Source organism: Enterococcus italicus DSM 15952, assembly GCF_000185365.1.
Lineage (GTDB): Bacteria > Bacillota > Bacilli > Lactobacillales > Enterococcaceae > Enterococcus_G > Enterococcus_G italicus.
In genome coordinates this window covers 1,031,640-1,055,557 of record NZ_GL622241.1, presented here as the reverse complement: position 1 = coordinate 1,055,557, position 23,918 = coordinate 1,031,640, and the positions used below count along the sequence as shown (strand labels likewise).

Annotated in this window: 25 protein-coding genes and 1 riboswitch; of the genes, 4 read left to right on the top strand and 21 right to left on the bottom strand. The window is 38.7% G+C overall.

Translation table 11 applies throughout. From position 1 onward, the window contains the following. The first annotated feature begins 58 nt into the window (after positions 1–58). The gene (locus HMPREF9088_RS04990; RefSeq protein WP_040366456.1) at positions 59–2,383 is read left to right on the top strand and encodes a transglycosylase domain-containing protein; all 2,325 of its coding nucleotides are present in this window, start codon (positions 59–61) and stop codon (positions 2,381–2,383) included. Between the two features lie 154 nt (positions 2,384–2,537). Here HMPREF9088_RS04990 and ccpA read toward each other — a convergent pair whose 3' ends face one another. Beyond that, on the bottom strand, positions 2,538–3,539 hold the full coding sequence (ccpA, locus tag HMPREF9088_RS04985; protein ID WP_040366454.1) for a catabolite control protein A: 1,002 nt from the start codon (positions 3,537–3,539) through the stop codon (positions 2,538–2,540). A 186-nt stretch (positions 3,540–3,725) separates the two neighbouring features. Between ccpA and HMPREF9088_RS04980 the strand changes: the two genes are divergently transcribed. Then, positions 3,726–4,829, top strand: a complete 1,104-nt coding sequence (locus HMPREF9088_RS04980) for an aminopeptidase P family protein (protein WP_040366450.1) — start codon at positions 3,726–3,728, stop codon at positions 4,827–4,829. Between the two features lie 73 nt (positions 4,830–4,902). Here the strand turns inward: HMPREF9088_RS04980 and HMPREF9088_RS04975 are convergent, their stop codons facing one another. From HMPREF9088_RS04975 to hprK, 6 genes are all read right to left on the bottom strand, one after another. After that, the gene (locus HMPREF9088_RS04975; RefSeq protein ID WP_007208060.1) at positions 4,903–5,583 is read right to left on the bottom strand and encodes a YtxH domain-containing protein; all 681 of its coding nucleotides are present in this window, start codon (positions 5,581–5,583) and stop codon (positions 4,903–4,905) included. 24 nt (positions 5,584–5,607) lie between these two features. Beyond that, positions 5,608–6,054 carry a DUF948 domain-containing protein gene (locus HMPREF9088_RS04970; protein WP_007208059.1) on the bottom strand — a complete coding sequence of 149 codons (447 nt, stop codon included), beginning with the start codon at positions 6,052–6,054 and terminating at the stop codon, positions 5,608–5,610. A 159-nt stretch (positions 6,055–6,213) separates the two neighbouring features. Continuing rightward, positions 6,214–7,125, bottom strand: coding sequence for a UTP--glucose-1-phosphate uridylyltransferase GalU (gene galU / locus HMPREF9088_RS04965; protein WP_040366447.1), 912 nt, complete (start codon positions 7,123–7,125; stop codon positions 6,214–6,216). Between the two features lie 16 nt (positions 7,126–7,141). Beyond that, entirely contained in the window at positions 7,142–8,164 is a 1,023-nt protein-coding gene (locus HMPREF9088_RS04960; protein WP_040366446.1) for an NAD(P)H-dependent glycerol-3-phosphate dehydrogenase, read from the bottom strand. 14 nt (positions 8,165–8,178) lie between these two features. Continuing rightward, positions 8,179–9,009, bottom strand: coding sequence for a prolipoprotein diacylglyceryl transferase (gene lgt, locus HMPREF9088_RS04955; protein ID WP_007208056.1), 831 nt, complete (start codon positions 9,007–9,009; stop codon positions 8,179–8,181). Positions 9,010–9,024: 15 nt separating this feature from the next. Next, entirely contained in the window at positions 9,025–9,960 is a 936-nt protein-coding gene (gene hprK, locus HMPREF9088_RS04950) for an HPr(Ser) kinase/phosphatase (RefSeq protein ID WP_007208055.1), read from the bottom strand. Between the two features lie 128 nt (positions 9,961–10,088). Here hprK and HMPREF9088_RS04945 point away from each other — a divergent pair, with 128 nt between their 5' ends. Next, complete coding sequence (locus tag HMPREF9088_RS04945; protein ID WP_007208054.1) at positions 10,089–11,789, top strand: M3 family oligoendopeptidase; 1,701 nt, start codon at positions 10,089–10,091, stop codon at positions 11,787–11,789. A 151-nt stretch (positions 11,790–11,940) separates the two neighbouring features. Here the strand turns inward: HMPREF9088_RS04945 and HMPREF9088_RS04940 are convergent, their stop codons facing one another. From HMPREF9088_RS04940 to HMPREF9088_RS04910, 7 genes are all read right to left on the bottom strand, one after another. After that, positions 11,941–12,300: a phage holin family protein gene (locus HMPREF9088_RS04940; protein ID WP_040366440.1), complete on the bottom strand. Its 360-nt coding sequence runs from the start codon at positions 12,298–12,300 to the stop codon at positions 11,941–11,943. Beyond that, positions 12,300–12,608 carry a PspC domain-containing protein gene (locus tag HMPREF9088_RS04935; RefSeq protein ID WP_040366439.1) on the bottom strand — a complete coding sequence of 103 codons (309 nt, stop codon included), beginning with the start codon at positions 12,606–12,608 and terminating at the stop codon, positions 12,300–12,302. The genes HMPREF9088_RS04940 and HMPREF9088_RS04935 overlap by 1 nt, the downstream gene beginning before the upstream one ends. 20 nt (positions 12,609–12,628) lie before the next feature. Then, positions 12,629–14,176, bottom strand: coding sequence for a daptomycin-sensing surface protein LiaX (liaX, locus tag HMPREF9088_RS04930; RefSeq protein ID WP_007208051.1), 1,548 nt, complete (start codon positions 14,174–14,176; stop codon positions 12,629–12,631). Positions 14,177–14,410: 234 nt separating this feature from the next. Beyond that, complete coding sequence (gene cmk / locus HMPREF9088_RS04925; protein WP_007208050.1) at positions 14,411–15,094, bottom strand: (d)CMP kinase; 684 nt, start codon at positions 15,092–15,094, stop codon at positions 14,411–14,413. 49 nt (positions 15,095–15,143) lie between these two features. After that, positions 15,144–15,716 carry an SAG1386/EF1546 family surface-associated protein gene (locus HMPREF9088_RS04920; RefSeq protein WP_040366437.1) on the bottom strand — a complete coding sequence of 191 codons (573 nt, stop codon included), beginning with the start codon at positions 15,714–15,716 and terminating at the stop codon, positions 15,144–15,146. A 79-nt stretch (positions 15,717–15,795) separates the two neighbouring features. Next, positions 15,796–17,139, bottom strand: coding sequence for a RecQ family ATP-dependent DNA helicase (locus HMPREF9088_RS04915; RefSeq protein WP_007208048.1), 1,344 nt, complete (start codon positions 17,137–17,139; stop codon positions 15,796–15,798). Next, positions 17,123–18,124, bottom strand: coding sequence for a helix-turn-helix domain-containing protein (locus HMPREF9088_RS04910; protein ID WP_007208047.1), 1,002 nt, complete (start codon positions 18,122–18,124; stop codon positions 17,123–17,125). The genes HMPREF9088_RS04915 and HMPREF9088_RS04910 overlap by 17 nt, the downstream gene beginning before the upstream one ends. Positions 18,125–18,153: 29 nt before the next feature. Between HMPREF9088_RS04910 and HMPREF9088_RS04905 the strand changes: the two genes are divergently transcribed. Beyond that, positions 18,154–18,375 carry a ferredoxin gene (locus HMPREF9088_RS04905; RefSeq protein ID WP_007208046.1) on the top strand — a complete coding sequence of 74 codons (222 nt, stop codon included), beginning with the start codon at positions 18,154–18,156 and terminating at the stop codon, positions 18,373–18,375. Positions 18,376–18,441: 66 nt separating this feature from the next. On the opposite strand, the gene HMPREF9088_RS04900 is transcribed toward HMPREF9088_RS04905, so the two are convergent. From HMPREF9088_RS04900 to HMPREF9088_RS04870, 7 genes are all read right to left on the bottom strand, one after another. Further along, positions 18,442–19,059 carry an ECF transporter S component gene (locus tag HMPREF9088_RS04900; RefSeq protein ID WP_007208045.1) on the bottom strand — a complete coding sequence of 206 codons (618 nt, stop codon included), beginning with the start codon at positions 19,057–19,059 and terminating at the stop codon, positions 18,442–18,444. Positions 19,060–19,185: 126 nt separating this feature from the next. Further along, a riboswitch (FMN riboswitch) is annotated at positions 19,186–19,312 on the bottom strand. A 58-nt stretch (positions 19,313–19,370) separates the two neighbouring features. Continuing rightward, positions 19,371–20,081: a pseudouridine synthase gene (locus tag HMPREF9088_RS04895; RefSeq protein ID WP_007208044.1), complete on the bottom strand. Its 711-nt coding sequence runs from the start codon at positions 20,079–20,081 to the stop codon at positions 19,371–19,373. A gap of 2 nt (positions 20,082–20,083) precedes the next feature. Continuing rightward, positions 20,084–20,668 carry an SMC-Scp complex subunit ScpB gene (scpB, locus tag HMPREF9088_RS04890; RefSeq protein ID WP_007208043.1) on the bottom strand — a complete coding sequence of 195 codons (585 nt, stop codon included), beginning with the start codon at positions 20,666–20,668 and terminating at the stop codon, positions 20,084–20,086. After that, positions 20,652–21,416 carry a segregation/condensation protein A gene (locus tag HMPREF9088_RS04885; RefSeq protein ID WP_007208042.1) on the bottom strand — a complete coding sequence of 255 codons (765 nt, stop codon included), beginning with the start codon at positions 21,414–21,416 and terminating at the stop codon, positions 20,652–20,654. Before HMPREF9088_RS04885 ends, scpB begins: the two co-directional genes overlap by 17 nt. Positions 21,417–21,432: 16 nt before the next feature. Next, positions 21,433–22,323: a site-specific tyrosine recombinase XerD gene (gene xerD / locus HMPREF9088_RS04880; RefSeq protein ID WP_007208041.1), complete on the bottom strand. Its 891-nt coding sequence runs from the start codon at positions 22,321–22,323 to the stop codon at positions 21,433–21,435. Between the two features lie 124 nt (positions 22,324–22,447). Next, the gene (fur, locus tag HMPREF9088_RS04875) at positions 22,448–22,927 is read right to left on the bottom strand and encodes a ferric iron uptake transcriptional regulator (RefSeq protein WP_007208040.1); all 480 of its coding nucleotides are present in this window, start codon (positions 22,925–22,927) and stop codon (positions 22,448–22,450) included. A gap of 102 nt (positions 22,928–23,029) precedes the next feature. Beyond that, positions 23,030–23,893, bottom strand: coding sequence for a CvfB family protein (locus HMPREF9088_RS04870; RefSeq protein ID WP_007208039.1), 864 nt, complete (start codon positions 23,891–23,893; stop codon positions 23,030–23,032). Positions 23,894–23,918 lie beyond the last annotated feature (25 nt).

The following is a 23,918-nucleotide window of genomic DNA, read 5'->3' as shown; positions in this document are numbered from 1 at the left end:
CTTTCTCTCATTTTTTTGTTATAATTGGACAGAATAAATTGAAACTGAGGTGACTTTTTTGGCCCAGAAACCTAAAAAAAACAACAAATCGCAATCAGCAACACACGGCGTTCTCTTTTATACGAACGTGGTCGTCCGTGTTCTCCAATCACTCTTTTTGGTTATTGTTAGCCTGATTGTCTTAGCAGGCGCATTTGGCCTTGGTATCGGCACTGGTTATTTTGCCTACTTAGTAGAAGATACCGAGTTACCTTCTAAAGAGACGATGAATCAGGAGCTTGGGAATCTTTCCCAGACTTCCCTTTTAACCTATGCCGATGATACAGCAATCGCTACCGTCAATTCAGACTTACAGCGAAAAACAGTGGCATCTGATCAAATCTCTGATCTATTAAAGAAAGCAATTGTCTCTACTGAAGATGAAAACTTCTATGAACATCAAGGTTATGTTCCAAAAGCCGTTATTCGAGCACTTGTATCAGAAGTTACCGGCATTGGTAGCAGTGGTGGATCGACTTTAACACAGCAACTTGTAAAGCAACAAATGCTGACAGATGAGACGACCTTTAAGCGCAAGGCCAATGAAATTATTTTGGCTCACTTAGTTGACAAGAATTTTTCCAAAGATGAAATTCTTACCATGTATCTAAATGTCTCCCCTTTTGGAAGAAACAATAAAGGAGAAAACATCGCCGGCGTGCAAGAAGCGGCCAAAGGGATTTTTGGTGTGGATGCGAGTAAATTGAACCTTGCACAGGCTGCATTTATTGCGGGACTCCCACAAAGTCCTATCAGTTATAGCCCATATAATAGTGATGGCTCCATTAAAGACGATGTATCGTTAGGATTAAAACGCAAGGATTTTGTTCTTTTTAGTATGTATCGTAACAATGCGATTACCAAAAAAGAATACGAAGAAGCTAAGGCATATGATCTTAAAAGTGATTTCTTACCTCAAGCAGCAGCAAATACAAATGAGCAAAGCTTTTTGTATTATGCCGTAATGGATGAAGCAAAATCCGTCTTGGGTAAACAATTAGCCGAAGAAGCCAAAATTAGTGAAAAAGAATATGCCAAAGATGAAGTAAAAGAAGCTTATGAAACATTAGCAGAGCAAAAAATCATTAATGGCGGTTACACCATTCACTCTACAATTGATAAAACCATCTATCAAGCGATGCAAGATGCAGCAGCCACTTATGGGTATCAATTGGATGATGGCAATGGAACAGTCGAAGTCGGAAATGTATTAATGAATAATCAAACTGGTCGCATCATTGGCTTTGTCGGAGGACGAGATTTTTCAACCAATCAGTTCAACCACGCTTTCTCAGCTGAGCGTCAAGCCGGATCAGCGATTAAGCCGGCACTCGTATACGCACCGGCGATAGATTTAGGCTTGATTGGTACCGAGACACGGGTATCAAACTACGCGACGACTTGGGGCGGCACAAGTAGTGACAGTGATGAACAGGTCGTCAATGCTACTCAATACAATATGAATACCTTCCAGACTGTTCGGGAAGCAATTTCTTGGTCAAACAATATTCCTGCTTATCAAATTTATCAAAACACCTTAAATAAAGAAGGCTCCACAAGCTACGTCTATGATAATTATTTAGCCAAAATGAATTATCCAGATGTTGATCAGTGGACCTATCCATCGGCACCATTAGGAGTAGTCGACTTAACTGTCCTTGAGCAAACAAGTGGCTTCCAGACCCTTGCCAACGGTGGTGTATATCAAGATGCTTATATGATCTCATCGATTACCGATTCAAGTGGGCATACCATTTATGAACACGAAGAAGATCCAGTGCAAGTATACTCAAAAGCAACTGCATCAATCATGAATGATTTGATGCGTAGCGTGCTTACAAGTAATATTACATCAAAATATAAACCATTATTAACTGCTTTGAATAGCACGTTAGGAAATGCGGATTGGGTAGGAAAAACTGGTACGACCAATGACTACAAGGACTCTTGGTTAGTCGTATCGACACCATCTATAACGTTAAGTAGCTGGACTGGCCATGACGATGGAACAGCGTCTGATGAAGGTGCTAGCTTACGTCAGGCTACGTATATGGCGAATCTTGCAAATGCCATCTATCAATCATCACCTGATACGATTGGGGTCACGAAGAAATTCACACTTGATTCATCTGTGAAAAAAGAAAAAGTCAATACGTTTACAGGTGAAAAGAATGTCAAAACAGTGACATTTAATGGCACGACGTATACCCTACCTACTGCTACAACAACTTCCTATTGGGCAAAATCAGCTGTTAGTGATTCTCAATTTAAGTTTGGTATTGGCGGTACGGATAGTAATTATCTGAGCGCTTGGCAAAAAGGGGCCACATCAACGAAAAAGTAGCACGAACTAATATAGAATGAAATGATCAGCTATAAGAAAAAAACCATACAATCCAGAAGTGATTTCTCACCTTTTTAGATTGTATGGCTTTTTGTTGAAGTAGCAAATTCTAGCCGCTTTTTGATACGAATTTAGTAGTTCAAAATAAGTTTAGTTATTTTGATGAACCTTTTGTAATAATACTATATGGTAAAGTAATCGTTTTTTGTTCGATTTCTTCTTTATTCATCATCTTTGTTAAAAGTCGCATGGATACAGCACCTAAGTCATACAGTGGTTGACTCACGCTTGACAGTCTCGGACGAGAGACATCTGTCAGTAAAGAGTTATTGCTTGTGATAATTTCAAATTCGTCTGGTACTGTAATGCCACGGTCAATTAAACCATCTAATAAACCAATCGCTAATTCATCATCCGTCACATAGGCTGCAGTGGCCCCACTATTTAGCACTCGATCGACTAAATCTAACCCATTTTTGAAGCTATATGGCGCTTCGAAGATTAAGCCTTCATTGTATTCAATACCTGAGTCTTTCAAGGCAGATTTGTACCCATTTAAGCGATTTTGACCGTTAATTGGATCAATTAACGCACCACTGATAAACGCAATCTTCTTATTGTCATTGTTTGCCAAAGTCGCAACTGCATCATGAGTGGCTGAAGTATAGTCAATATTGACACTACCTACTTGCTCATCAGGATCAATCGAACCTGCTAGGACAACTGGTGTTTTCGAACGAGAAAATTCGCCACGAATTTCATCCGTAATACGGTGACCCATAAAGATGATTCCGTCCACTTGCTTAGCTAATAAATTATTTAATACATTGACTTCTTTTATGCTATCGCCATCTGAGTTTGCTAAAATAATATTGTATTTGTACATTGTTGCGACATCGTCAATCCCACGTGCTAAAGAAGCAAAGAACATGTTGCTTACATCTGGGATAATTACTCCGACTGTCGTTGTTTTTTTACTAGCCAATCCTCGTGCGACTGCATTCGGTCGATAATCTAAGCGATCGATTACATCCAATACTTTTTTTCGTGTTACTGGTTTAACATTAGGGTTGCCATTTACAACGCGAGAGACTGTAGCCATAGAGACATTGGCTTCTCTGGCAACGTCATAAATAGTAATTGTTTGCTTTTCCATCATTATTGCTCCATTCTGCTTTTTTTCAGAAAATCTTATTTACATTTCTAAATAAGAATAGCAAATATAGCTTTAATATGCAACCGTTTTAATTCTAGTTTCCATGAAACAATTTGTTTGCTCTCAATTTGAATTAAATATAAGAAGTGATAAAATAAAGTGATTTCTAAGAAAGAAGGACTGAACATGAATCGTACAAAGCTTACTGAATTACAATCCTATTTACAAGCAAACAGCATTAGTGCTGCTTATCTATCAAACCCTACAACCATCGCCTATCTGAGCGGCTTTGAAAGCGACCCGCATGAACGAATTTTAGGCTTATTTATCTCGGCAACTACTGATCCTTTTTTATTTACACCTGCTCTGGATGCTGAACCAGCTAAAAATAGTTCTTGGCAATATGATGTAATCGGCTACTTGGATAATGAAAATCCTTATGAAAAAATTAAGAAAGAATTGCTACATCGCTATCCTTCACTTGATTCAATCGGTTTAGAAAAAGGATCGCTTTCTTTAGATCGTTACGAAATTCTGACTGATTTGTTTCCAAACGTTTCTTTTTCAGCTAATTTAACACCAGTTATTGAAACGATGCAACTCAAAAAGACAGCCGACGAAATCACTACGCTACTTGAGGCAGGTCATTGGGCTGATGTTGCCTTTGAAATTGGCTTTTCCGCAGTTAAGGCAGGCGTTTCTGAACAAGAAATCGTAGCTGAAATTGAATACCAATTAAAGCGTCGTGGCGTTTCTCAAATGTCATTTGATACGTTGGTCTTAGCAGGAACAAATGCTGCAAACCCTCACGGAACGCCTGGAGCCAATCAGGTCAAAGAAAATGAACTTGTTCTATTTGATCTAGGGGTTGTCTGGAAAGGATATTGCTCTGATGCAACTAGAACCGTGTCATTTGGTGAACCAACCTCCTTACAACAAGAAGTATACAATGTAGTTTTAAATGCCCAGCTCGCTGCGCAAAAAGCCGTGAAGTCTGGCGTGACTGCCGAGTATCTTGATCGTGTCGCCCGTGAGGTAATTTCAGAAGCCGGCTATGGAGAATACTTTACCCACCGTTTGGGGCATGGATTGGGCATGTCTGTTCATGAGTATCCTTCATTAGTTGCGGGAAATGACTTAATAATTGAAGAAGGCATGTGTTTTTCATTGGAACCTGGCATCTATATTCCTGGCAAAGTAGGTGTCCGAATCGAGGACTGTGTTCATGTCACCTCAGATGGCTGCGAACCTTTTACCAAAACTTCCAAAAAACTACTTACGTTACATTAAACCGATCAGCGTTAAGCAAAAAGCCCAGAAAATCCAAAAGTTAGCTTCAAACTTTTGGATTTTCTGGGCTTTTTTACTCTTTGTTGACTTCTTCTTTAATTTCTTGTTTTAAGAGATCCGCAATTTCTTGACCCTCTTTTTTGGTTTCTTCTGCAGTCACTTTGGCATCTTGCTTCATTTCTGCTGCTTTGTCTGCTACGTCGTCTTTATTTTTTGCTAAGTCTGCTTTACTCGCATCTATAGTAGACTGTGCTTGTGAACTTACTTCTTCTTTAGCGTCAATTACTGCATCTTTAACGTCAGCTTGGGCATCTTTCACTTCAATAATAATATCTTCCGTTTGATCTGCCACTTCTGCTTTGCCTTCTGCGACTTTATCGGTTACTTTATTTGTCGCTTTTCTCAAGCGATTCGACAAATCGTCGGCTTGTTGCTTTAACGTATCGACAAGGTCCGCTGAATTCTCTTGAATATCGTTCACTGAACCTAATGATTTGTCTTTGATTGTACCGGCTAAATCATCGGCTTGTTGCGCAAATTGATTGGCTTTTTCTTTTGCTAGGTTGGCAAAATCAACGCCGCGATCTTTGGCAATATCTGAATAGTCCGATGCGACATCTAATAAGTCATCGACTTGCTTCGCTAATTTTCCACGTAATTCTTTTCCTGATTCGGGTGCTAATAATAACGCGGTGACAGCAGCAGCTGTTCCACCAATGACTGCACCTAATATGAAACCTCCTGTTTTACCCATGTCTATTTCCTCCTTAATAGTTCATTATGCTTTTGTTGTTTCACTTTCTGTTGATGATTTGCGTTTTGAGAAGTATTTAGAGGCTGCCTGCCCCACTTTACCGGCCACTGTTGCTTTTGCCGTCGTTCTACCTAAAGAGCCGACACGCGTCACCAAATTGCGGCTAGATTGATTCAAATCAGATACTGAAGTCCCTAAGTCAGCGACTGCTGTAAAAAGAGGATCAATGGTTGACACTTTTTCATTGACGTCCAGTAACAACGCATTGCTCTTTACTAGTAAGCCTTCGACCTCTTTTGAGAGAATATCTGCATCTTTTGTAATAATGGTAATTGTTTCATTTGCCGTCTCAACAGTCCGGTTCACTTGATCCATTGTTTTTGATACTTTTAAAAGCACCTTAACTAAAAATAAAACCAATACTGCAAACGCGATTGCTGCAATCATCGCAGCAAGTCCACCAATTGACATACTAACGCTCCTTCCAAACTTACTCTTTTTATAAGCATAGCATTTCCCAAATCATTAGACAAACATTTTCTATTTCAACAATCATCTTTCACTCGATAACAAATCAATCGTTTTTACAAAAAAACACCCGACAATTTTTCAATGTAGGGTGTTTAACATTTATTCGTTATCCTTAGAAGAAGTTATTGGTTGATCTTCTGCGCTTAATTCTTTTCCTAACTCAATGATGAACGAGCGTAGTTTTTCTTTTACTTCTGGATGAATTAAGCCGTATTCAATACTTGTTTTCATAAAGCCAAATTTATCACCCACATCGTAACGCTTGCCTTTGAATTCACGGGCAAATACTCGTTGGGTCTGATTCAAGGTATCAATGGCATCCGTTAGTTGAATTTCATTGCCTGCACCAGGTTTTTGATTTTCTAAAACATCAAAAATTTCAGGTGTTAACAAATAACGACCGATGATTGCTAGATCACTCGGTGCTTGATCAGGCTCTGGCTTTTCAACAAAATTTTTCACATTGTATAGTCCTGGATTCACTTGTTCTCCGGGATTAATAATGCCATATTTTGAAGTGTCTTTATGCGGAATTTCCATCACCGCGATCGTTGAAGCGTGAGTAGCATCGTAATCATTAATCAATTGTTGGGTTAATGGAATGGTATCGTCCATTAAGTCATCGCCTAACATAACAATAAAAGGTTCATTACCGACAAATGCTTTGGCTTGTAATACGGCATGGCCTAATCCTAATGGATGCGATTGACGAATAAAATGAAGATTGACATCGGTGGTTTCTTCTACTAATTTTAGTAAATCTTCTTTGCCTTTCTCTTTCAAATTCATTTCTAACTCAAGATTCGCATCAAAATGATCCTCAATCGGGCGTTTGCCTTTGCCTGTGACAATTAAAATATCTTCGATGCCTGACTTTAATGCTTCTTCAACAATAAATTGAATCGTTGGTTTATCGACAATTGGTAACATTTCCTTTGCCATTGCTTTGGTAGCTGGTAAAAATCGTGTACCTAACCCAGCTGCTGGAATAACTGCTTTCTTTACTTTCATTTTGTCTACTCCTTTGTCATTCGATTGAAAATTCATTTTCGATTTTTCCGTCACGTAACATAATATCACGTGCAGCTTGTTGGATATCTTTTCCTTCATAGAGCACTTGATAAATACTTTCTGTGATAGGCATTTCTACTTTTAGCATATCCGCTAATTCTTTGGCCGCCTTTGTAGTGGAGACACCTTCGACTACCATTCCCATGTTGGCCAAGACTTCATCCAATGTATGACCTTTACCTAAAAGGTTTCCTGCACGCCAATTACGCGAATGAACACTTGTACAGGTAACAATCAAATCACCAACACCACTCAGACCAATAAAAGTTAACGGATTGGCGCCCATTGCGACACCTAAACGACTAATTTCCGCTAAACCGCGAGTCATGATGGCTGCTTTGGCATCATCGCCAAAGCCCAATCCAGCCAAAGTGCCGGCCCCAATTGCAATGATGTTTTTCAACGCTGCTCCTGTCTCAACACCAATGACATCGGTATTGGTATAAATTCGGAAATAATCATTCATAAATAACGACTGCACATATAATGCGCCTGTTTGCTCCGCGCTCGCTGCCGTAATCGTTGTAATATCATGCACAGATACTTCTTCAGCGTGACTTGGTCCTGATAAGACAACAATTTCTGCACGATTTTTTGGTGAAATTTCTTCGTCCAAAATTTCTGAGATGCGCTTATGGCTCCCTTGTTCAAGTCCTTTCGATGCATGGACAATGTGGGGTTGGTTTTGAATCAATTGATTGACTTCTTTTGCTACAGAGCGAATGGCCTTGGTCGGCAAAACAAATAAAATAGCATCCGCTCTATCAATGGCACGTTCCAAAGAAAATTCCCCCCGAATGGACGGTGCCATCTGAAGATTTGGTAAGTAATGAGCATTGGTATGTCGTTCATTGATTTCTGCAATTTGCTCTGGTTTATTCCCCCAAATAGTTACCTCATGACCATTTTCAGCTAAGACCTGTGCTAAGGCTGTGCCCCATGAACCAGGTCCTAAGACTGCAATACGTTGTTTTTCCAATGTTTTCCCTCTTTCTATACTAACCACTCATCCGGTCCATAACTGCGAAGATATGGTTTTAACGTAGTTTTTTTTCTTCTCCAGATAAAAACGATGATTGCTCCAATAAATAAAAGCAGTGACAATAATTGTGAAACTCGGATATCACCATACAAATACAGACTATCTGTTCTCATACCTTCAATAAACATCCGACCGAAGCTATACCAAATCACATAACTAATCGCTACTTCACCTTGTTTAAGTAAACCGGTTTTTTTACGTAAAAATATCAGAACAAAAAAGCCGATGAATGTCCATAATGACTCATATAAAAAGGTCGGTTGACGGTAAGCTCCGTCAATATACATGTTTTCAATAATAAAATTAGGAATATGAATCGATTGTAGAAAGTCTAAGGTCGTCTTGCCACCATATGCTTCGTGATTCATAAAATTCCCCCAGCGTCCGATTGATTGAGCAATCATGACACTTGGTGCTGCAATATCTAAAAAAGTCCACAAAGGAATCACTTGTCGGTAACAAAAATAAACCAACCATAAAAAACCAGCAATTAACCCTCCATAGATTGCTAGACCACCAGAACGAATATTAAATACTTGGATCGGATCTTGTAAATATGGCTGTAGGTCAAATAAAATATAATACAAGCGGGCACCAATAAACGCTAGTGGCAAGCCCAGTAACATAAAATCGGAAACGTCGTCTCGTCTCATTCCCACTCGTTGTGCTTCACGCGAGCTCAAAAAAATAGCCAAAATAACTCCGGAAACAATGATGATCGCATACCAATAAACTGATAATCCAAAAAGCTCAAATGCGACTCGGTTTACATATGACAACATTTCACGTCTCTCCCTTTAATTGCTAGAGTTTTCTTCAATCAAACGACTCAAGCGTTCTTCAAATGCTTTCGTTGCATCATACCCCATGGATCGTGCACGGTAATTCATCGCCGCAACTTCAATGATAATTGCCACGTTTCGACCTGTTTTAACAGGAATTTTGATTTGAGGAACATCAACTGAACCAATATTGACAGTTTCATCAGAAGTTCCCAGGCGATCATATTTTTTATCTTTCGCCCAATTTTCCAAATATACGACTAATTGGACTTGCATAGAACCACGAACTGCACTCGCACCAAAAAGATTCATGACATCAATAATACCAATCCCACGAATTTCAATTAAGTGCTCCAAAATTTTTGGTGGTTCCCCGACTAAGTTTAAATCGTCTTTTTTATATACATCGACGCGATCATCGGCAATCAACCGATGGCCACGCTTAATTAGTTCAAGTGCCGTTTCACTCTTACCAATCCCGCTGTCTCCTTGAATCAAAACACCTAGCCCATATACATCTACCAATACACCATGCACACTGGTACGAGTCGCTAATTGCTCATCTAGGTAGCTAGACATTTCACCTAGTAATCTTGAAGTCGATGCTTTCGACCGTAAGATGGCAATTTGATGCTCTTGACAAGCTTGAATCATTTCTTCAGGTACGGGTAAATTTCTTGAAACAATAAAGCCAGGTGTCTCATCAGAACACAACCGGCGCAAAATCATCAGACGCTCTTCTGGCATCATACGTTGGGCAAAGGTAATCTCTTTGTTCCCGAATAATTGTAGGCGATCATTTGAATAATACGAAAAATAACCAGTTAATTCTAATCCAGGTCTTGAAATATCACTAGTAAACACGGAACGGTCCATTGCTTCGTCATTTCCAGTAACAATTTCCAAGTTTAATGCTTGTGTTAATTCACTTAGTTTCACAGACTCTGTCATTCCTAACCCTCTTTTCTTTTGACATGTTCGTATTTATTTTATCATTACAATCTTTAAATTCCTATATTCTTATCAATTATTTGTCATTTTATGCTATCATTTTACCTATAAAGGAGGCGTCAAACACTATGAATTTTTCAGAATACAATTACCAAAGACCAGACTATGAACAATACAAAACAAACTACTTAGCTGGCGTGCAAACACTCAAAGAAGCTACGACTTTAGAGGAAGCTTCAAACGCACTAGATACTTTAAATATATTTAGAGGTACGATAGATACGGCTGCCAATTTGGCGAGTATCCGCTATTCAATTGATACCAATGATTCTTTCTACCAAGCGGAAGATGATTTCTGGAATGAATACACACCTCATTTTGAATCATTGGATTTTCAATTTTATCAAGCATTGCTCTCTTCTCCTCTTTTGCCTGAACTAAAAGAGAAATATCCTGAGACGCTCTTTTTGTTTGCAGAGAGCCGCGTAAAAATCTTTGATGAATCCGTCATTCCATTTAAGCAAAAGGAAAACCAACTGTCTTCAGAATACGCCAAATTAATTGCTTCTGCCCAAATTGAGTTTGAGGGAAATATATACACATTGCCACAAATGGCTCCCTTCGCACAGTCAAAAGAACGAGAAGTCCGTAAACAAGCACAAACCAAAATTTCAGCATTTTATCGTGACAACGAAGCAGAAATTGATCGCATTTATGATGAGATGGTACATGTCCGGACAAAAATTGCCCATACATTAGGCTTTAAGAATTACGTAGAGTTTGCCGATGTCATGATGAATCGTTGGGACTATGATCGTGCGATGATCGAAACGTATCGCCATGAGATTTTGACAAAAGTGGTCCCTGTGACTCAGAAATTATACGCGAGACAAGCACAAAGAAACCAACTTGACCATCTACAATTTTATGATTTAAGCTTAGATTTCCCAAGTGGGAACGCTACTCCTAAAGGTACACCGGATGAATTAGTCGCTCACGCGCAAAAAATGTACCATGAACTTTCACCTGAGACCGGTGAATTCTTTGACTTTATGGTAAATCATGGGTTATTAGACTTATTAAGCAAACGCGGCAAACAATCTGGTGGATATTGTACATTTATCCAGGACTATCAATCACCATTTATCTTTGCTAATTTTAATGGCACGTCACATGATGTTGATGTTTTGACGCACGAAGCCGGTCATGCCTTCCAATGTTTTGAATCACGATGGATCAAAGAACCAGAAATCGTATTCCCTAATTATGAATCATGTGAGATTCATTCGATGTCGATGGAATTCATCGCTTGGCCTTGGATGGGTGGCTTCTTTAAAGAAGATACAGATAAATATAAATTTGCTCACTTGGCAAGTGCATTGCAATTCTTACCATATGGTGTGTTAGTCGATCACTTCCAACAAGAAGTCTATAGCCACCCAGAATGGCACGCAGCTGATCGCAAAAACTGCTGGCGTGAACTAGAAAAACAATATTGTCCTGAACGAGATTACAGTGAATTAAGTGATTTGGATCGTGGAACGTATTGGTATCGTCAAGGACATATCTTTAACTCTCCATTTTATTATATCGATTATACATTGGCGCAAGTATGTGCTTTCCAATTTTGGAAAAAATTCCATGTTGACCAAGAAGATACTGCGTGGAATGATTATCTTGCTATTTGTAAAGTCGGCGGTACCCAAACATTTCTTGAGATTTTGGCTACTGGTAAGTTGCAATCGCCGTTTGAAAAAGGTGCCCTTGATCAAACAATTCTCGCAGTGGAAGACTACTTAAGTGGAGTATCTGAAGAGACATTAGCCTAGAGACATCATTCTGTCCCGTTACATTAGAACAACATAAAATTAATTACTATAAAAAAACCAGGAAATCCAAAAAAGTTTGAGATACAACTTTCGGATTTCCTGGTCTTTTTTGTAGCTGAACAATTCTGATTCAGCTTTTTAGGGGAATGGTTTATTTAGTTAGTTTTTCTAAATGATGCTCTGTCACAATCATATTGATAACAGACATTACTACTGAAATCAAGATAGACGCGCCGAATGAAGAAAAGCCAAAGCGACTATCACCCATTACACTCGCAGTCATCTGTAGCATCGCAGCATTCACAACAAAGGTAAACAAACCGAGAGTTAACAATGTCAGAGGAAAGGCAAGAATCGATAGTATTGGACGGATGAATCCGTTTAATATCGATAAAATAAAGCTTGCCACCAATGCCGTCATGATGCTTTCAACGTGAATCATTTGCGGCAACAACACGGATAAAGAAATGAATGTTAACATATTCATAACCAGTCGTTGCAAATAAGTCACTAGAAATCACTCCAATCATCATCTTCTTCTACTTTTTCAGCTGTTTTCCGTTTTGCTCTTCTAGTCGGATCATTTTTTTGATAATACTCATTGTCATGTCCGTAGCCACCAGTTCGCGTATGTTTACTAGGCATCACCAAAGCTAGACAGACATAAATGAGAAATGCCGGAAACAAGCGAGAGAAGACTGCAAGAATCACGAAAACCACACGTACAATGGTTGGATCGATATTGAAAAATTCTGCAATTCCTCCTAATACACCTGAGATGACTTTATTATCAGAGGATTTCACTAATCTTTTTTTCATATCTTTCACCTTTCTTTTGCTTATAATGATTGGGTATCTTTTAGATAGATTGTTCCTGTTGTCGTGCCTAAATCAATCGTAGCCATCTCTTCATTTACTCGTTCAAAATCTAGTAATTGATTCATTTTTTCTTTCTTCTCACGAATCACTTCGTAGTGGGTCAGGCGACTTTGAATAGAGCCCATGCTTGTTTTGGCTGTACCATTTAATCCAATAGTCACGGGCACAGCTAATTTAATATTACCATTGACTGAAGTTGCCTTTAATTGACGTAAGCTCTCTTTTGAAAATGAGCATTTAATATCGCCGTTCACTAATGAAATAGCAGCTGTTTCTGGTGTTGTCGTGATGGAAATGCCACCATTGACTGACTCGATCACCATATCGCGAATTGTTCCAGATTGCACATTCATTTCACCATTAACTCCTTCAATTTCAAGCATTGTTGCCGAGAGTTCTTGCAAGTTAATGTTGCCATTAGTCGATTTAAAATAGACATCTTTGGCTTCTAAATCTTTAATATCAAGTTCACCATTTAACGTTTTGATTGATACATGATCATACGTCTTTGCTGGTAAGTAGATGACCAAATCTGCTCGAATGCGTTTGTTCGGAATTTGGATACTGATTCGTTCTTCATCGACTGACACCTGACTGCGATTGGCAAAGACTTCTTCTGGATCTTCACCTGTTAGTTTTCCATATAATTTAATCGCAGCTTCAATCTTGACAGTATCATCAAGTGATTGTTTTACTTCAATCTTCCCATTAGCTACTTTCATGTCGATCAGAGTCGCTTCTGAGGCTGGAAATTCATAGGTTTTTTCGAATTTCGTTGCTGCCACTCCAGGAACTTTGACGTGAATATTTTTCCACTCAACATTTTCGCCAATCGTATCCGTCAATGTTTGGATAGTTTTGATAAATGTTTTGCCTAATTTCGACCCATTTTTTAGCAGTTTGTCGCTGACTTGATTCAATGTCTCGTTAGCTTGATTTAATTTTTCATTGGCTTGTTCACGCCAATCATCTGGAATATCAAACTTTTGGCTTACTTTTTCTTTGGTTTGTTTCCATTGTTGTTTCCGAATCGATTTGACTTGATCTTCAACCGCTTCTTTTTCTGCTTTTAGCTCTTCAGCAGCTTCTGTCAAGTCTTTGCTTTCTTGCTCTAGCGCTTGCCGTTGTCTTTGCTCATCTGCGGTTAATTCACCAAGTTCTTCTTTGGTATTTAGTTGCATCAATTGCTCCGCTACCTCAGCTTGTTCCTTAGCTATTCCGTCTAATTCAACAGAAAGCTCATCTAGTTCTGCCGATGCTTGCGTTGCTTTTTGTGTCAAAGATTCTAAAATGGCCTCCAAGTTTTCTTTGTCTTCCATTTCCAACTCTTCAATTGTCTTATCTGCTATTTTATCACTTGCATTGTTGTTTGCTTTAACTTCTTCTGCAGCCCTTTTGATTTGTGAAGCATCTTTTTCTTTTGCGATACTTTCAAGTAAATCTAAGGCTTCTTCCGTCGAGAGTACACCTTTTTTGACTAAATCTAAAATACGTTCTCTTTCATTCATGGAAATGCCTCCTATCAATTTGTATATCTTTCTTACATCCTTATTATGCCAAGTAAGAAGACAATTGACATAGGTCTTAAGTACCAACTTATAAAAGAGAGTGGGTCAATTTCTTATCTACAGACAAAAGACCATCAAATCCGGCAGTTATTTCTCAAACTTTTGGATTTATGGTCTTATTTTTTCTGCCTCACCATTTAAAGTGGACTTATTAGCAACTATCATCCAAAATCATTAACTCACGATTTCGGCTAGTTTCTTTTCGACGATTTCTTTGATGCTTGTCACTACTTGTTGAATTGTCATACCTGTTGTATCAAGTAATTCAGCGTCAGCTGCTTTTTTCAAGGGCGAAATCTTTCTTGTTGAGTCCAATAAGTCTCGGTGTTCGATTTCTTCTTTTAATGTTTGAAAGTCTGTCATGATGCCTTTGCTTTGGTTTTCTTTGTATCTTCGCTCGGCTCGTTCAACGACACTTGCTACTAAAAATATTTTGACCTCAGCATTCGGTAAGACTGCTGTCCCGATGTCACGTCCATCCATGACAACGCCGCTTGCTTTTGCAATTTCTTGTTGTTTTTTTACGAGCTCCCGTCGCACCGCTTCATGAGCAGAGACTTCGGAAACATTATTGGTCACTTCGGGTTGGCGAATGTCTTCTGTGACATTGTTGTCATTAATAAAGACCAATTGACCTTGGTCGGTCTGCTTGAATGAAATGGCATTTTCATGAATCAGTTGAACCAATGCATCTTCATCAGTGAACGCTACCCCTGCCTTAATAGCCATCAAAGTGACACTACGATACATCGCACCTGTATCTGTATAAATAAATCCATAATCATTTGCTAAAATTTTAGCAACGGTACTCTTACCTGAAGAGGCCGGACCATCAATTGCTATATTAATTTTTTTCAAGCTTTAATCACCTTTCTTTGCCATTAAAAAAAACCGCGAGTGGCGGTTTTTATTTGATTTTTACTTCTTGACCTGGTGAAAAGAAATAATTTTGTAATGTCATACCGTTTAATTCCAATAATTTATCGACCGAAATGCCAGCACGTGCCGCAATTTGATTCGGTCCTTCACCTGATAATACTGTAATCGTATCTCCACTAGCTTCCGACGTGCTACTTGATGTATCTTGACTTTCGCTAGTCGTACTTGAAGATGCAGAATCAGTCGATGAACTTGCAGCTGTTGATGATTCAATTGTCTCAGAAGCTGAAGATGAAGTCGATGCAGATGTGGTCGTTGCTGTCACCGAAGTCTGCGTTGTTTGACTTGATGCTGTTGAGCTGATAGCAGAGGCTGCTTCATTCTTTTGTTGGACTATCCAAATCCCAACGACTGTTGGTATCGCTACACACAGAAACAGAATAAATAAAACCACAGAAAGAAATAACGTATTCCCTCTTTTTTGTCGATGTTGAGAAGAGCGAGAATAAGACTCTGATGACTCGGAGTCATAAATGGGTTGATCCCAAGGTTCTTTTGAATTGAGATTGTCTTTTTGATTACGGTTGCTTCGTTTGTTCAATTTGATTCCCTCCTGCTAAGCTTTCCGAATCATTATACCATAGGGAAAGTAGGAGTGGAAAAGAAAATCGTACCAATTATTATTCTTTAAAAATTTTTTCTAAAATTTTTTGCCAACTTTCCTCAGACTTGGCTTTTCTTCGTTGGCGGTTCGTGCCAAGGAGTATTTGGGCACCATCCAAATCACAACAAACTTCTGGCTTCTCACTCATCGTTTCACCAAAATAGCGAAGCAAATAACGTCGCCGACACTTTTTTTCTTCCAGATAGTCAAGCATGTCCAGTAGTTTTTTCTTTTTCTCGAATTGATGCGCTTCAACTGTGTGTTGAGCTTGACTGATTTTCTTTGCTTCGTTTGTCATATCATCATTGTCTACTCTTTTTTGCCAGTCATTTTTAGCCTGTTCTTGGAAATAATAGTGAATGCGTTCGTCCCCTTCTTCATATAGAAGAATAGCAAAACTCTCTTGCCCATCACGCCCCGCTCTGCCCATTTCTTGCACATAATTTTCCACACTATCTGGTAAATCATAATGAATGACGTAGCGGATATCCGGTTTGTCAATCCCCATACCAAAAGCATTTGTAGCAATCAATACTTGTAAGTGATTTTCTTTAAATTGCCTTTGCAATAGACTTCTTTCACCCGTGTTGAGTCCTCCGTGATAGTAGCCAATGCGAAATTGCTTGGCAAATTGAGCATAGAGTTCCTCCACTTTTTTTCTAGTGGAGCAATAAATAATCGCTGGTTGATCAATTTTTGCCAATAAATCCGCTAAGTCCGCCATTTTATTTTCACTTTTTTTGACGAATAGAGAAATATTCGGACGATCAATTGAAAAGACATATTCATTGGCTTTTTTTGTCAAAAGCACCTGCTTAATATCCGCTCGCACTTTCGCTGTAGCAGTAGCCGTCAGTGCAAGCGTCAGTGGATTGCCTAAATCCTTTTTCACATCGCCTAATAAACGATACTCTGGACGAAAATCAAACCCCCACTGGGAAATACAGTGCGCCTCGTCGACGACAAACAACGCAATTTTTTGTCTTTTGAGATGAGTGACTATCGTTTTATTTTGAATCATCTCTGGACTCAAAAACAAAAACTTGATCATTGGCAATCGCCGAATAAACTCATTTCTTTCTTCCGGCAAGGAATTACTATTGATACATACGACTCGCGTCTCGCCGAGTTCTAGCAGGCGATTCACCTGATCTTCCATCAAAGAAATCAATGGTGAAACAACAATTACCAGTCCGTCCTTTAGATACCCTGTCAGCTGGTAGCACAAACTTTTTCCAGTCCCTGTTGGCAGTTGTGCTAGTGTATCATGGCCTGCCAAAAGTGATTCGATACATTCTTGTTGACCAGGGCGAAATGCCGTTAAGCCAAATAAACGCTGCAATTCATTGGTTAGCTCCATGCTCATGCTTCCTTTTTATTTGATATAAGCGAAAGGATAGAAAATCAATCCGTTCTCTTTGATTCACTTCTTTATAATTTTGTAGCCAAACGGACAACGGTAGTGGGTCTAGCTGAGACGCTACTTTTGAAAAATCAAAGGAATCAAATGGAAAATTTGGGTCATTGACAGCCCATTCTATTAGGTGATCACGCACCGTACTTTCCTTTAAATGCCGTCTTGCGGCAATTTCTTGAACATTAGCCCCAGCAAGAAACAATTCTCTAGTGAGGAGTAAGCTCTGATTCAAGCCCATGCGATACCAATCTTTAAGTAACTCATGGATGAGTGAATCGGGTCTTTGCAAAAAGTACTGATAAAACTGATGTGTAGCATTTGCTTGTAGCAGTCTTTTCGTAAGAGTGTCTAGGTCATCATCCAGTATCTGATAAAATGTTTCTCCTATTTGTTTATTACCAGTGAGTGTCCGCGCGAGTAGATTCGCCTCGGAATCTGAGAAATGTTGAAAAGCTTCCTGTAATTCAACGTATACTTCTTCTTTCGCTTGACCGACTCGTGATGCAAGTAACTTTTGTACTTCATAACTATAGAATGAGCCGTTCTCTAGTGACCGGTGCTCTCCATTCGTTGTCACCTGTTGCACAAAAAACTGCATCAAGCGCCAGCCGACACCGTCAACTTTGCCGAACCGATAAAAATTTATATGGCCCGGCAATACAAAATCCGCTCGGTTTTCATTCATTTGACCCGTCAATGAAATATGTCCATCTTCTAGCTCCACTTTGCCACGTTTTGCTAACTTCTGACACGTGTGATACCATGATTCTTCTTCTAGTTGCGTCAAACAACCAAAATATGCGAGTAAATCATGGAAAAACGCATAGCAAATCGTTGATGAAGTCCGCTTGCCAATCAAAATTTGGTAGAGTGTCGATAGTTTCAGCTTGTCCTTTTCTCGTAATATCGCTAAAATAAGTTGTTCCATTAAATCACCTCAAGAAAGTAGGTCTATTTATGTCTTCACTAACTTGTTCTTTAGTGAAAGAACGATGCATCGCTTGTGGGTTATGTGCTGTCTATGCTCCTGAAATTTTTGACTATGATGAAGAAGGCATTGTCTTATTCACACAAGAACCAACATCAACTCATCAATATATCGCCAACGATCAGTATGATGCTACTCTGAAAGCTTATCAAAAATGCCCAGTTCGTGCAATTCTCATTGAAAAAGAATAACTATCTATCACTAATTACGCAAAAAAGGAAGTGTGACAAACGTCCGTCACACTTCCTTTTAACATTTTATAATGATTGATGTCTAATTGTTCCCACTTGTTTTTTTGAAAGCCAAGGTAATAACTTCGCATACAATACGACAAAGACGAAGCTGACTAGCGCACTTTTAATGAGATTGAATGGTAATACGCCAATCACCACATATTTGGCTAGTGACATCCCCAAGAACTGATTGGCATTCATGCCGAAAAACGCAAGATAAATTGGTGTAATGACAAAATAATTGGCAATACTCATAAAGATGCTCATAACCAAAATTCCTGTCAAGATTCCTATTGATTGATTGACTACTCGTTTGGCTTTCACCTGACTACCCTTTTGGAAAAAATAAAAAATGGGTAATGCAAAACTAGTCGTCGCCATAAAACTTGCTACATCTCCAACCAAGTTTGCCGGATCACCGACACCTGTCGTAAGCAAGTGTAGTACCGAGCGAATCAATGCAGTAACAATACCAGCTAGTGGGCCGTAAAGAAACATACTTAGTAATACAGGAATGTCACTAAAATCCACCTTCATAAAAGAAAAAGCTGGAATAATTGGAAAACCGACATACTGTAAAATTAACCCCATTGCTGCAAATAACGAAACTGCCACCATTTTTTGTACCTTGTTGTTCTTCATAAAAAAATCCTCCTAATAGTTAGGAAACATCTTCAAGCCATTTGTTTGCTCCAAAATAAAAAATACCCTATTTTTCCCAGGGAAAAATAGGGTATTTACTTTGTCATTTTGAACAAAACAAATACGCCCTATCTTCTTTATCCAGACTTTACTGTCGGTATCGGAATTACACCGATTCGGCTATATGATTGCTCATATAGTTCGTGGACTATCACCACCGGTCGGGAATTTCACCCTGTCCCTGAAGACGAACCTTTAATTTTTTATAAATTCATTATACTCTTGATTTTAAATTTTACAACTTATTACTCTTATTTAGAGAAAAATTGATTGATTTCTTTTTTTAGTAGTGGTCGGTATTCACCAGGCTTCAAATTACCAAGGGTTAGATTACCGTACTGTTCACGTTTTAACTTTTGAACGGGTAATCCGACTGCCTCTAACATATTTTTTACTTGGTGGTTCTTTCCTTCGTGAATGGTCAATTGAACAATGCTTGTTTCCGCACGTGTATCTGTAGAAAGAATGTCATATTTGGCAGGAGCATATTTTTCGCCTTTGTACTTCAGCCCTCTTGTCAACGGTTTTAGAGCATGAGGAAGGGCAACACCTTTTACCTTGGCTACATATTTTTTCTCGATTTCATTTTTTGGATGGGTCAATAATTGCGAAAATTCACCATCATTGGTCAATAACAATAAACCAGATGTATTGTAATCCAGTCTGCCAATGGGGTAAATTCTCTCTGATACCTCAGTAAAAAAGTCTGTCACAACTTTTCTTTTTTTGTCATCTGATACAGCTGAAATGACCCCTCTTGGTTTATAAAAAAGATAGTAGACACTGCCTTCTTGACTAATTGGCACATTGTCGACTTCGATGGTATCTTTGCTTGATACTTTTGTTCCTAATTCGTTTACAACAACCCCGTTCACTTTGACACGTCCATCTAAAATATAAACTTCTGCTTTTCTACGCGAGGTAATCCCTGCTTGGGCAATTACTTTTTGCAATCGATCCATTTCTATTCTCCTTCGTCTAATTCCTCATCTACTATTCCATCAAATAAATCAAATGTACTATCATCTGCTAAATCAGCCGACATTTGCTCTAAATCAGGGAGTTCGGTTAAATTTTTTATACCAAAATAATTCATGAAATACTCCGTCGTGCCATATAAAATTGCCCGACCAGGTCCATCAGCTCTTCCCATTTCTTGGATAAACTGTAACGCAATCAGCTTTTGAATTGAACCAGTTGTCTTTACCCCTCTAATTGTCTCAATTTCCGTACGGGTAACGGGTTGCTTGTAGGCAATAATAGCCAATGTTTCAAGCGCAGCCTGTGACAATTTTGCAGATAGTGGTGACTGCGCATATTCCTTTAGTAAGGGACTCAATTCTTTTTTTGTTGATAGGACAAATTGATTGCCCAATTCCAAAATAATATAAGGGGAGTGACTGTCTTCTTCAAATTGCTGATTTAACAATTGAATGGCTGCAAATACATCTGCTGTGGGTTCTTTTAGCACATAGCTTAACTCGTCCAACCCTATTCCTTCTTGACCTGCAATGAACAATAATGCTTCTAACTCACAATAAGACCTCATTTGTACCTTCTCCTGCAAAAATCATAATTTGTTCGTAGCTGTTTTCCTGAACTACTTTAATTTTTTTGTATTTCAATAATTCTAATAATGCCATAAACGTGGTGACAATTTCCTCTTTGCTTCCTGTATCAAACAATGAATCAAAAGGACAGCCTTGCTTATCCGTTAACAAGTGAACACGCGTTTCAATTGTTTTAATGCACTCTTCAATTGTTACTTTATCATTGGAAATACTAGCCTCAAACTTGGCACGCTTTTTCCTTTTTTCAAGTAATTGATGAAATGCTAAAAATAAATCAATGGTATTGACTTGATTGTCTGGTAGTTCTTGATTGACTTCTTTATACTCATCCATATCTAGCGGTTCTTTGCTGAAAAAAAGCTGGCGTTGATCTGCATAGTCGGATAATTGATGGGCAGCCGCTTTGTACTTTTTGTACTCAACCAGTTGAGCTACCAACAAATCTCTAGGATCTTCTTCAAAGAAATCATCGAAAAACTCCTCTTCCTCCTCCATTGTCGGTAGAAGCATTTGGCTTTTTATCGACATCAAGGTCGCAGCCATCACCAAATACTCGCCCGCTACTTCAAGCTGCAAGTCCTTCATTGCATGGATATAACTCATATACTGTTCAGTAATTTCTGAAATGGGAATATCATAAATATCCAGTTCATATTGCTGAATTAGATGCAACAAAAGGTCAAGCGGCCCTTCAAATACAGCTAGCTTCAAATTCATTTCCTTCATCCATTAACTCCTAATTCTATGCTCTTGGGAAATATTGCTTGTAGACATCTGTCATACGTTTCTTTGTAATATGCGTATAGATTTGCGTTGTTGAAATATCTGCATGACCTAATAACTCTTGAACCGTACGCAAATCTGCACCATTTTCTAATAAGTGTGTCGCAAAACTATGGCGCAACGTATGTGGGGTCACCGTCTTATGGATGCCAGCTGCTCGCACAATTTCTTTTAGGTTTTTCCAAATTCCTTGTCTGGTCAATTTTTTCCCATGACTATTTACAAACAAGGCCGTTTCATTCGGTTGTTTGCTAACAAGTATTGGTCGCGCATCACTTAAATAGACCTCCAGCCAATGAATCGCCATATCTCCTAAGGGAACGATACGCTCTTTGTCTCCTTTACCGATTGTCTGTAATAAGGCCATATTGAGATGAATATCACTTAACTGCAACTGAATTAATTCGCTCACTCGCAGTCCAGTCGCATACATGACCTCAAGAATCGCTCGATCCCGAATCCCTAATATTTTTCGGGTGTCAGGTGTATCGATCAGGCGTTCCACTTCTTTTAAGCTTAACGTATCTGGCAATTTTTGTACTTTTTTGGGCGTATCAATGTGTTGCATTGGATCATGATCGGTATGCCTTTCTTGCCTTAAAAATTGATGGAAGCGGCGTAAGCTAGAAATCATACGAGTAATCGTAGCGGTCGATTTATTTTCCTTTTTTAATTGCTCCAAAAAAGCCAAAATAGTATAGCGGTCAATTTGCTGCCAACTAGTAATTTGTTTTGTTTGCACAAACGTATAATATTGTTTTAAATCTCTTTCATAACTTGAACGAGTATTGAGAGATAGGCCTCGCTCAATCGTCAAAAAATGCAAGTAGTCTTCTATCTGTTCGTACATTTCTACTCACCTCTACATTCACTGTCTAATAGTAACAAATTTCCAGCTAAATAGATAGTTCTGAACCCATTACCTGACTCTAATCCTCAATAAAAAAACTTTCTAAATGAGAACATTTCTGTTTTCACTTAGAAAGCAACGTATCTTTGTTAGCTTGCATTTTTTCTTGGCAAGAATGACAAATTCCATGAAACGTCAAGCGATGATCTTTGACCAAAAATTGATACCTACGCTCAACGACTTCTTCTACCTCGCCTAACAAGTCTTCTTCAATTTCCTCGATATTGCCACATTCAAGACAAAGCAAATGATGATGGAAGTGTTTTGCTCCCTCTTTCCTTAAATCATAACGAGCCACACCATCATTAAAACTGACTTTGTTGACAACGTTTAGTTCGGTAAGAATTTCAAGCGTTCGATACACTGTGGCCAAGCCTATTTCTGGGCTTTTCTTTTTTACAAAGAAATAAATCTCCTCTGCAGATAGATGTTCTTTTTCATTTTCTAACAAAACTAATACAGTTGCTTCCCGCTGTGGGGTTAGCTTAAAACCAGAATCATGCAATTGTTGTTTTGTTTTTTTTAATGCTGCCACAGTATTCATGAAAAAACCTACCTTGATTACAATTATTTTAATTTAGCACCTAATTATTAGAACTAAATCTAAAGTTATTATAATTTATCATCCAATATTATTCAAGCATTCTCAATTAGATTTTTTAATTAGTGTCGTATACCCATCTTTTTGTTCAATCATTCTCAGTTTCATCAAATGCCCTAGTGCGCGTTTGAACTGACCTTTACTGATGCCAAAGAGTTGCTTAATATCTTCTGGTGAAGACTTGTCAGTATATGGCATTTTATGCTCGCTGGCTCTTTCTAAATAGGCAATCAACATTAATGCATCATCCGAGATCGATTCATGAGCTCTCGGTTTTAATGAAACATTCAAAATTCCATCTGGACGTACACCAATCACTCGACCATGGACGATTTCACCCAGTCGCGGCTCTTGAAACCGTTCACTCGGATGAATAAAGGCTAAATGTTGATCATCGGTGATTAAGAAGCTACCTGCTAACTTTATCCGATAGATGGTGCCAGTAATATTTTTATTTTTTTCTTCAATTGTCGCTTTTTGCGCCATCGCTTGAAATAATTTTTCGTCAGCAATTCCCGCCCAAATACGATTTTTTTCATCCGTGCGTAATTCAACCATTAAGCGATCGCCTTTTTTAGGCCAAAGCTCTCTCATCAGCGGGAGCTCGTCAAGTGACACGGCAATATCTTTATCTGGTAAACCAATATCCACAAAGACACCTAAGTCTCTGCGAACTTCTTTGACTTCTGCCCAGCTAAATCGGCCTTTGCCAATTAAAGGCACTGTTGTTGTCATGCAATAGTCTTGGTTTTGGTTTTGGTAACCAAAACCTTCCACTAATTCCCCTAATTTATGTTCCCCTTCACTTTTTGGCAAACGAAAGGTCACACCATTTTTTTGAACATAGTATGCACGCTCATTTTCGTCAATAATCATGCCACTAAATACTGTAGCTACTAACTCACTCATAGTTTTCTCCTTTTAAGACTAGCTA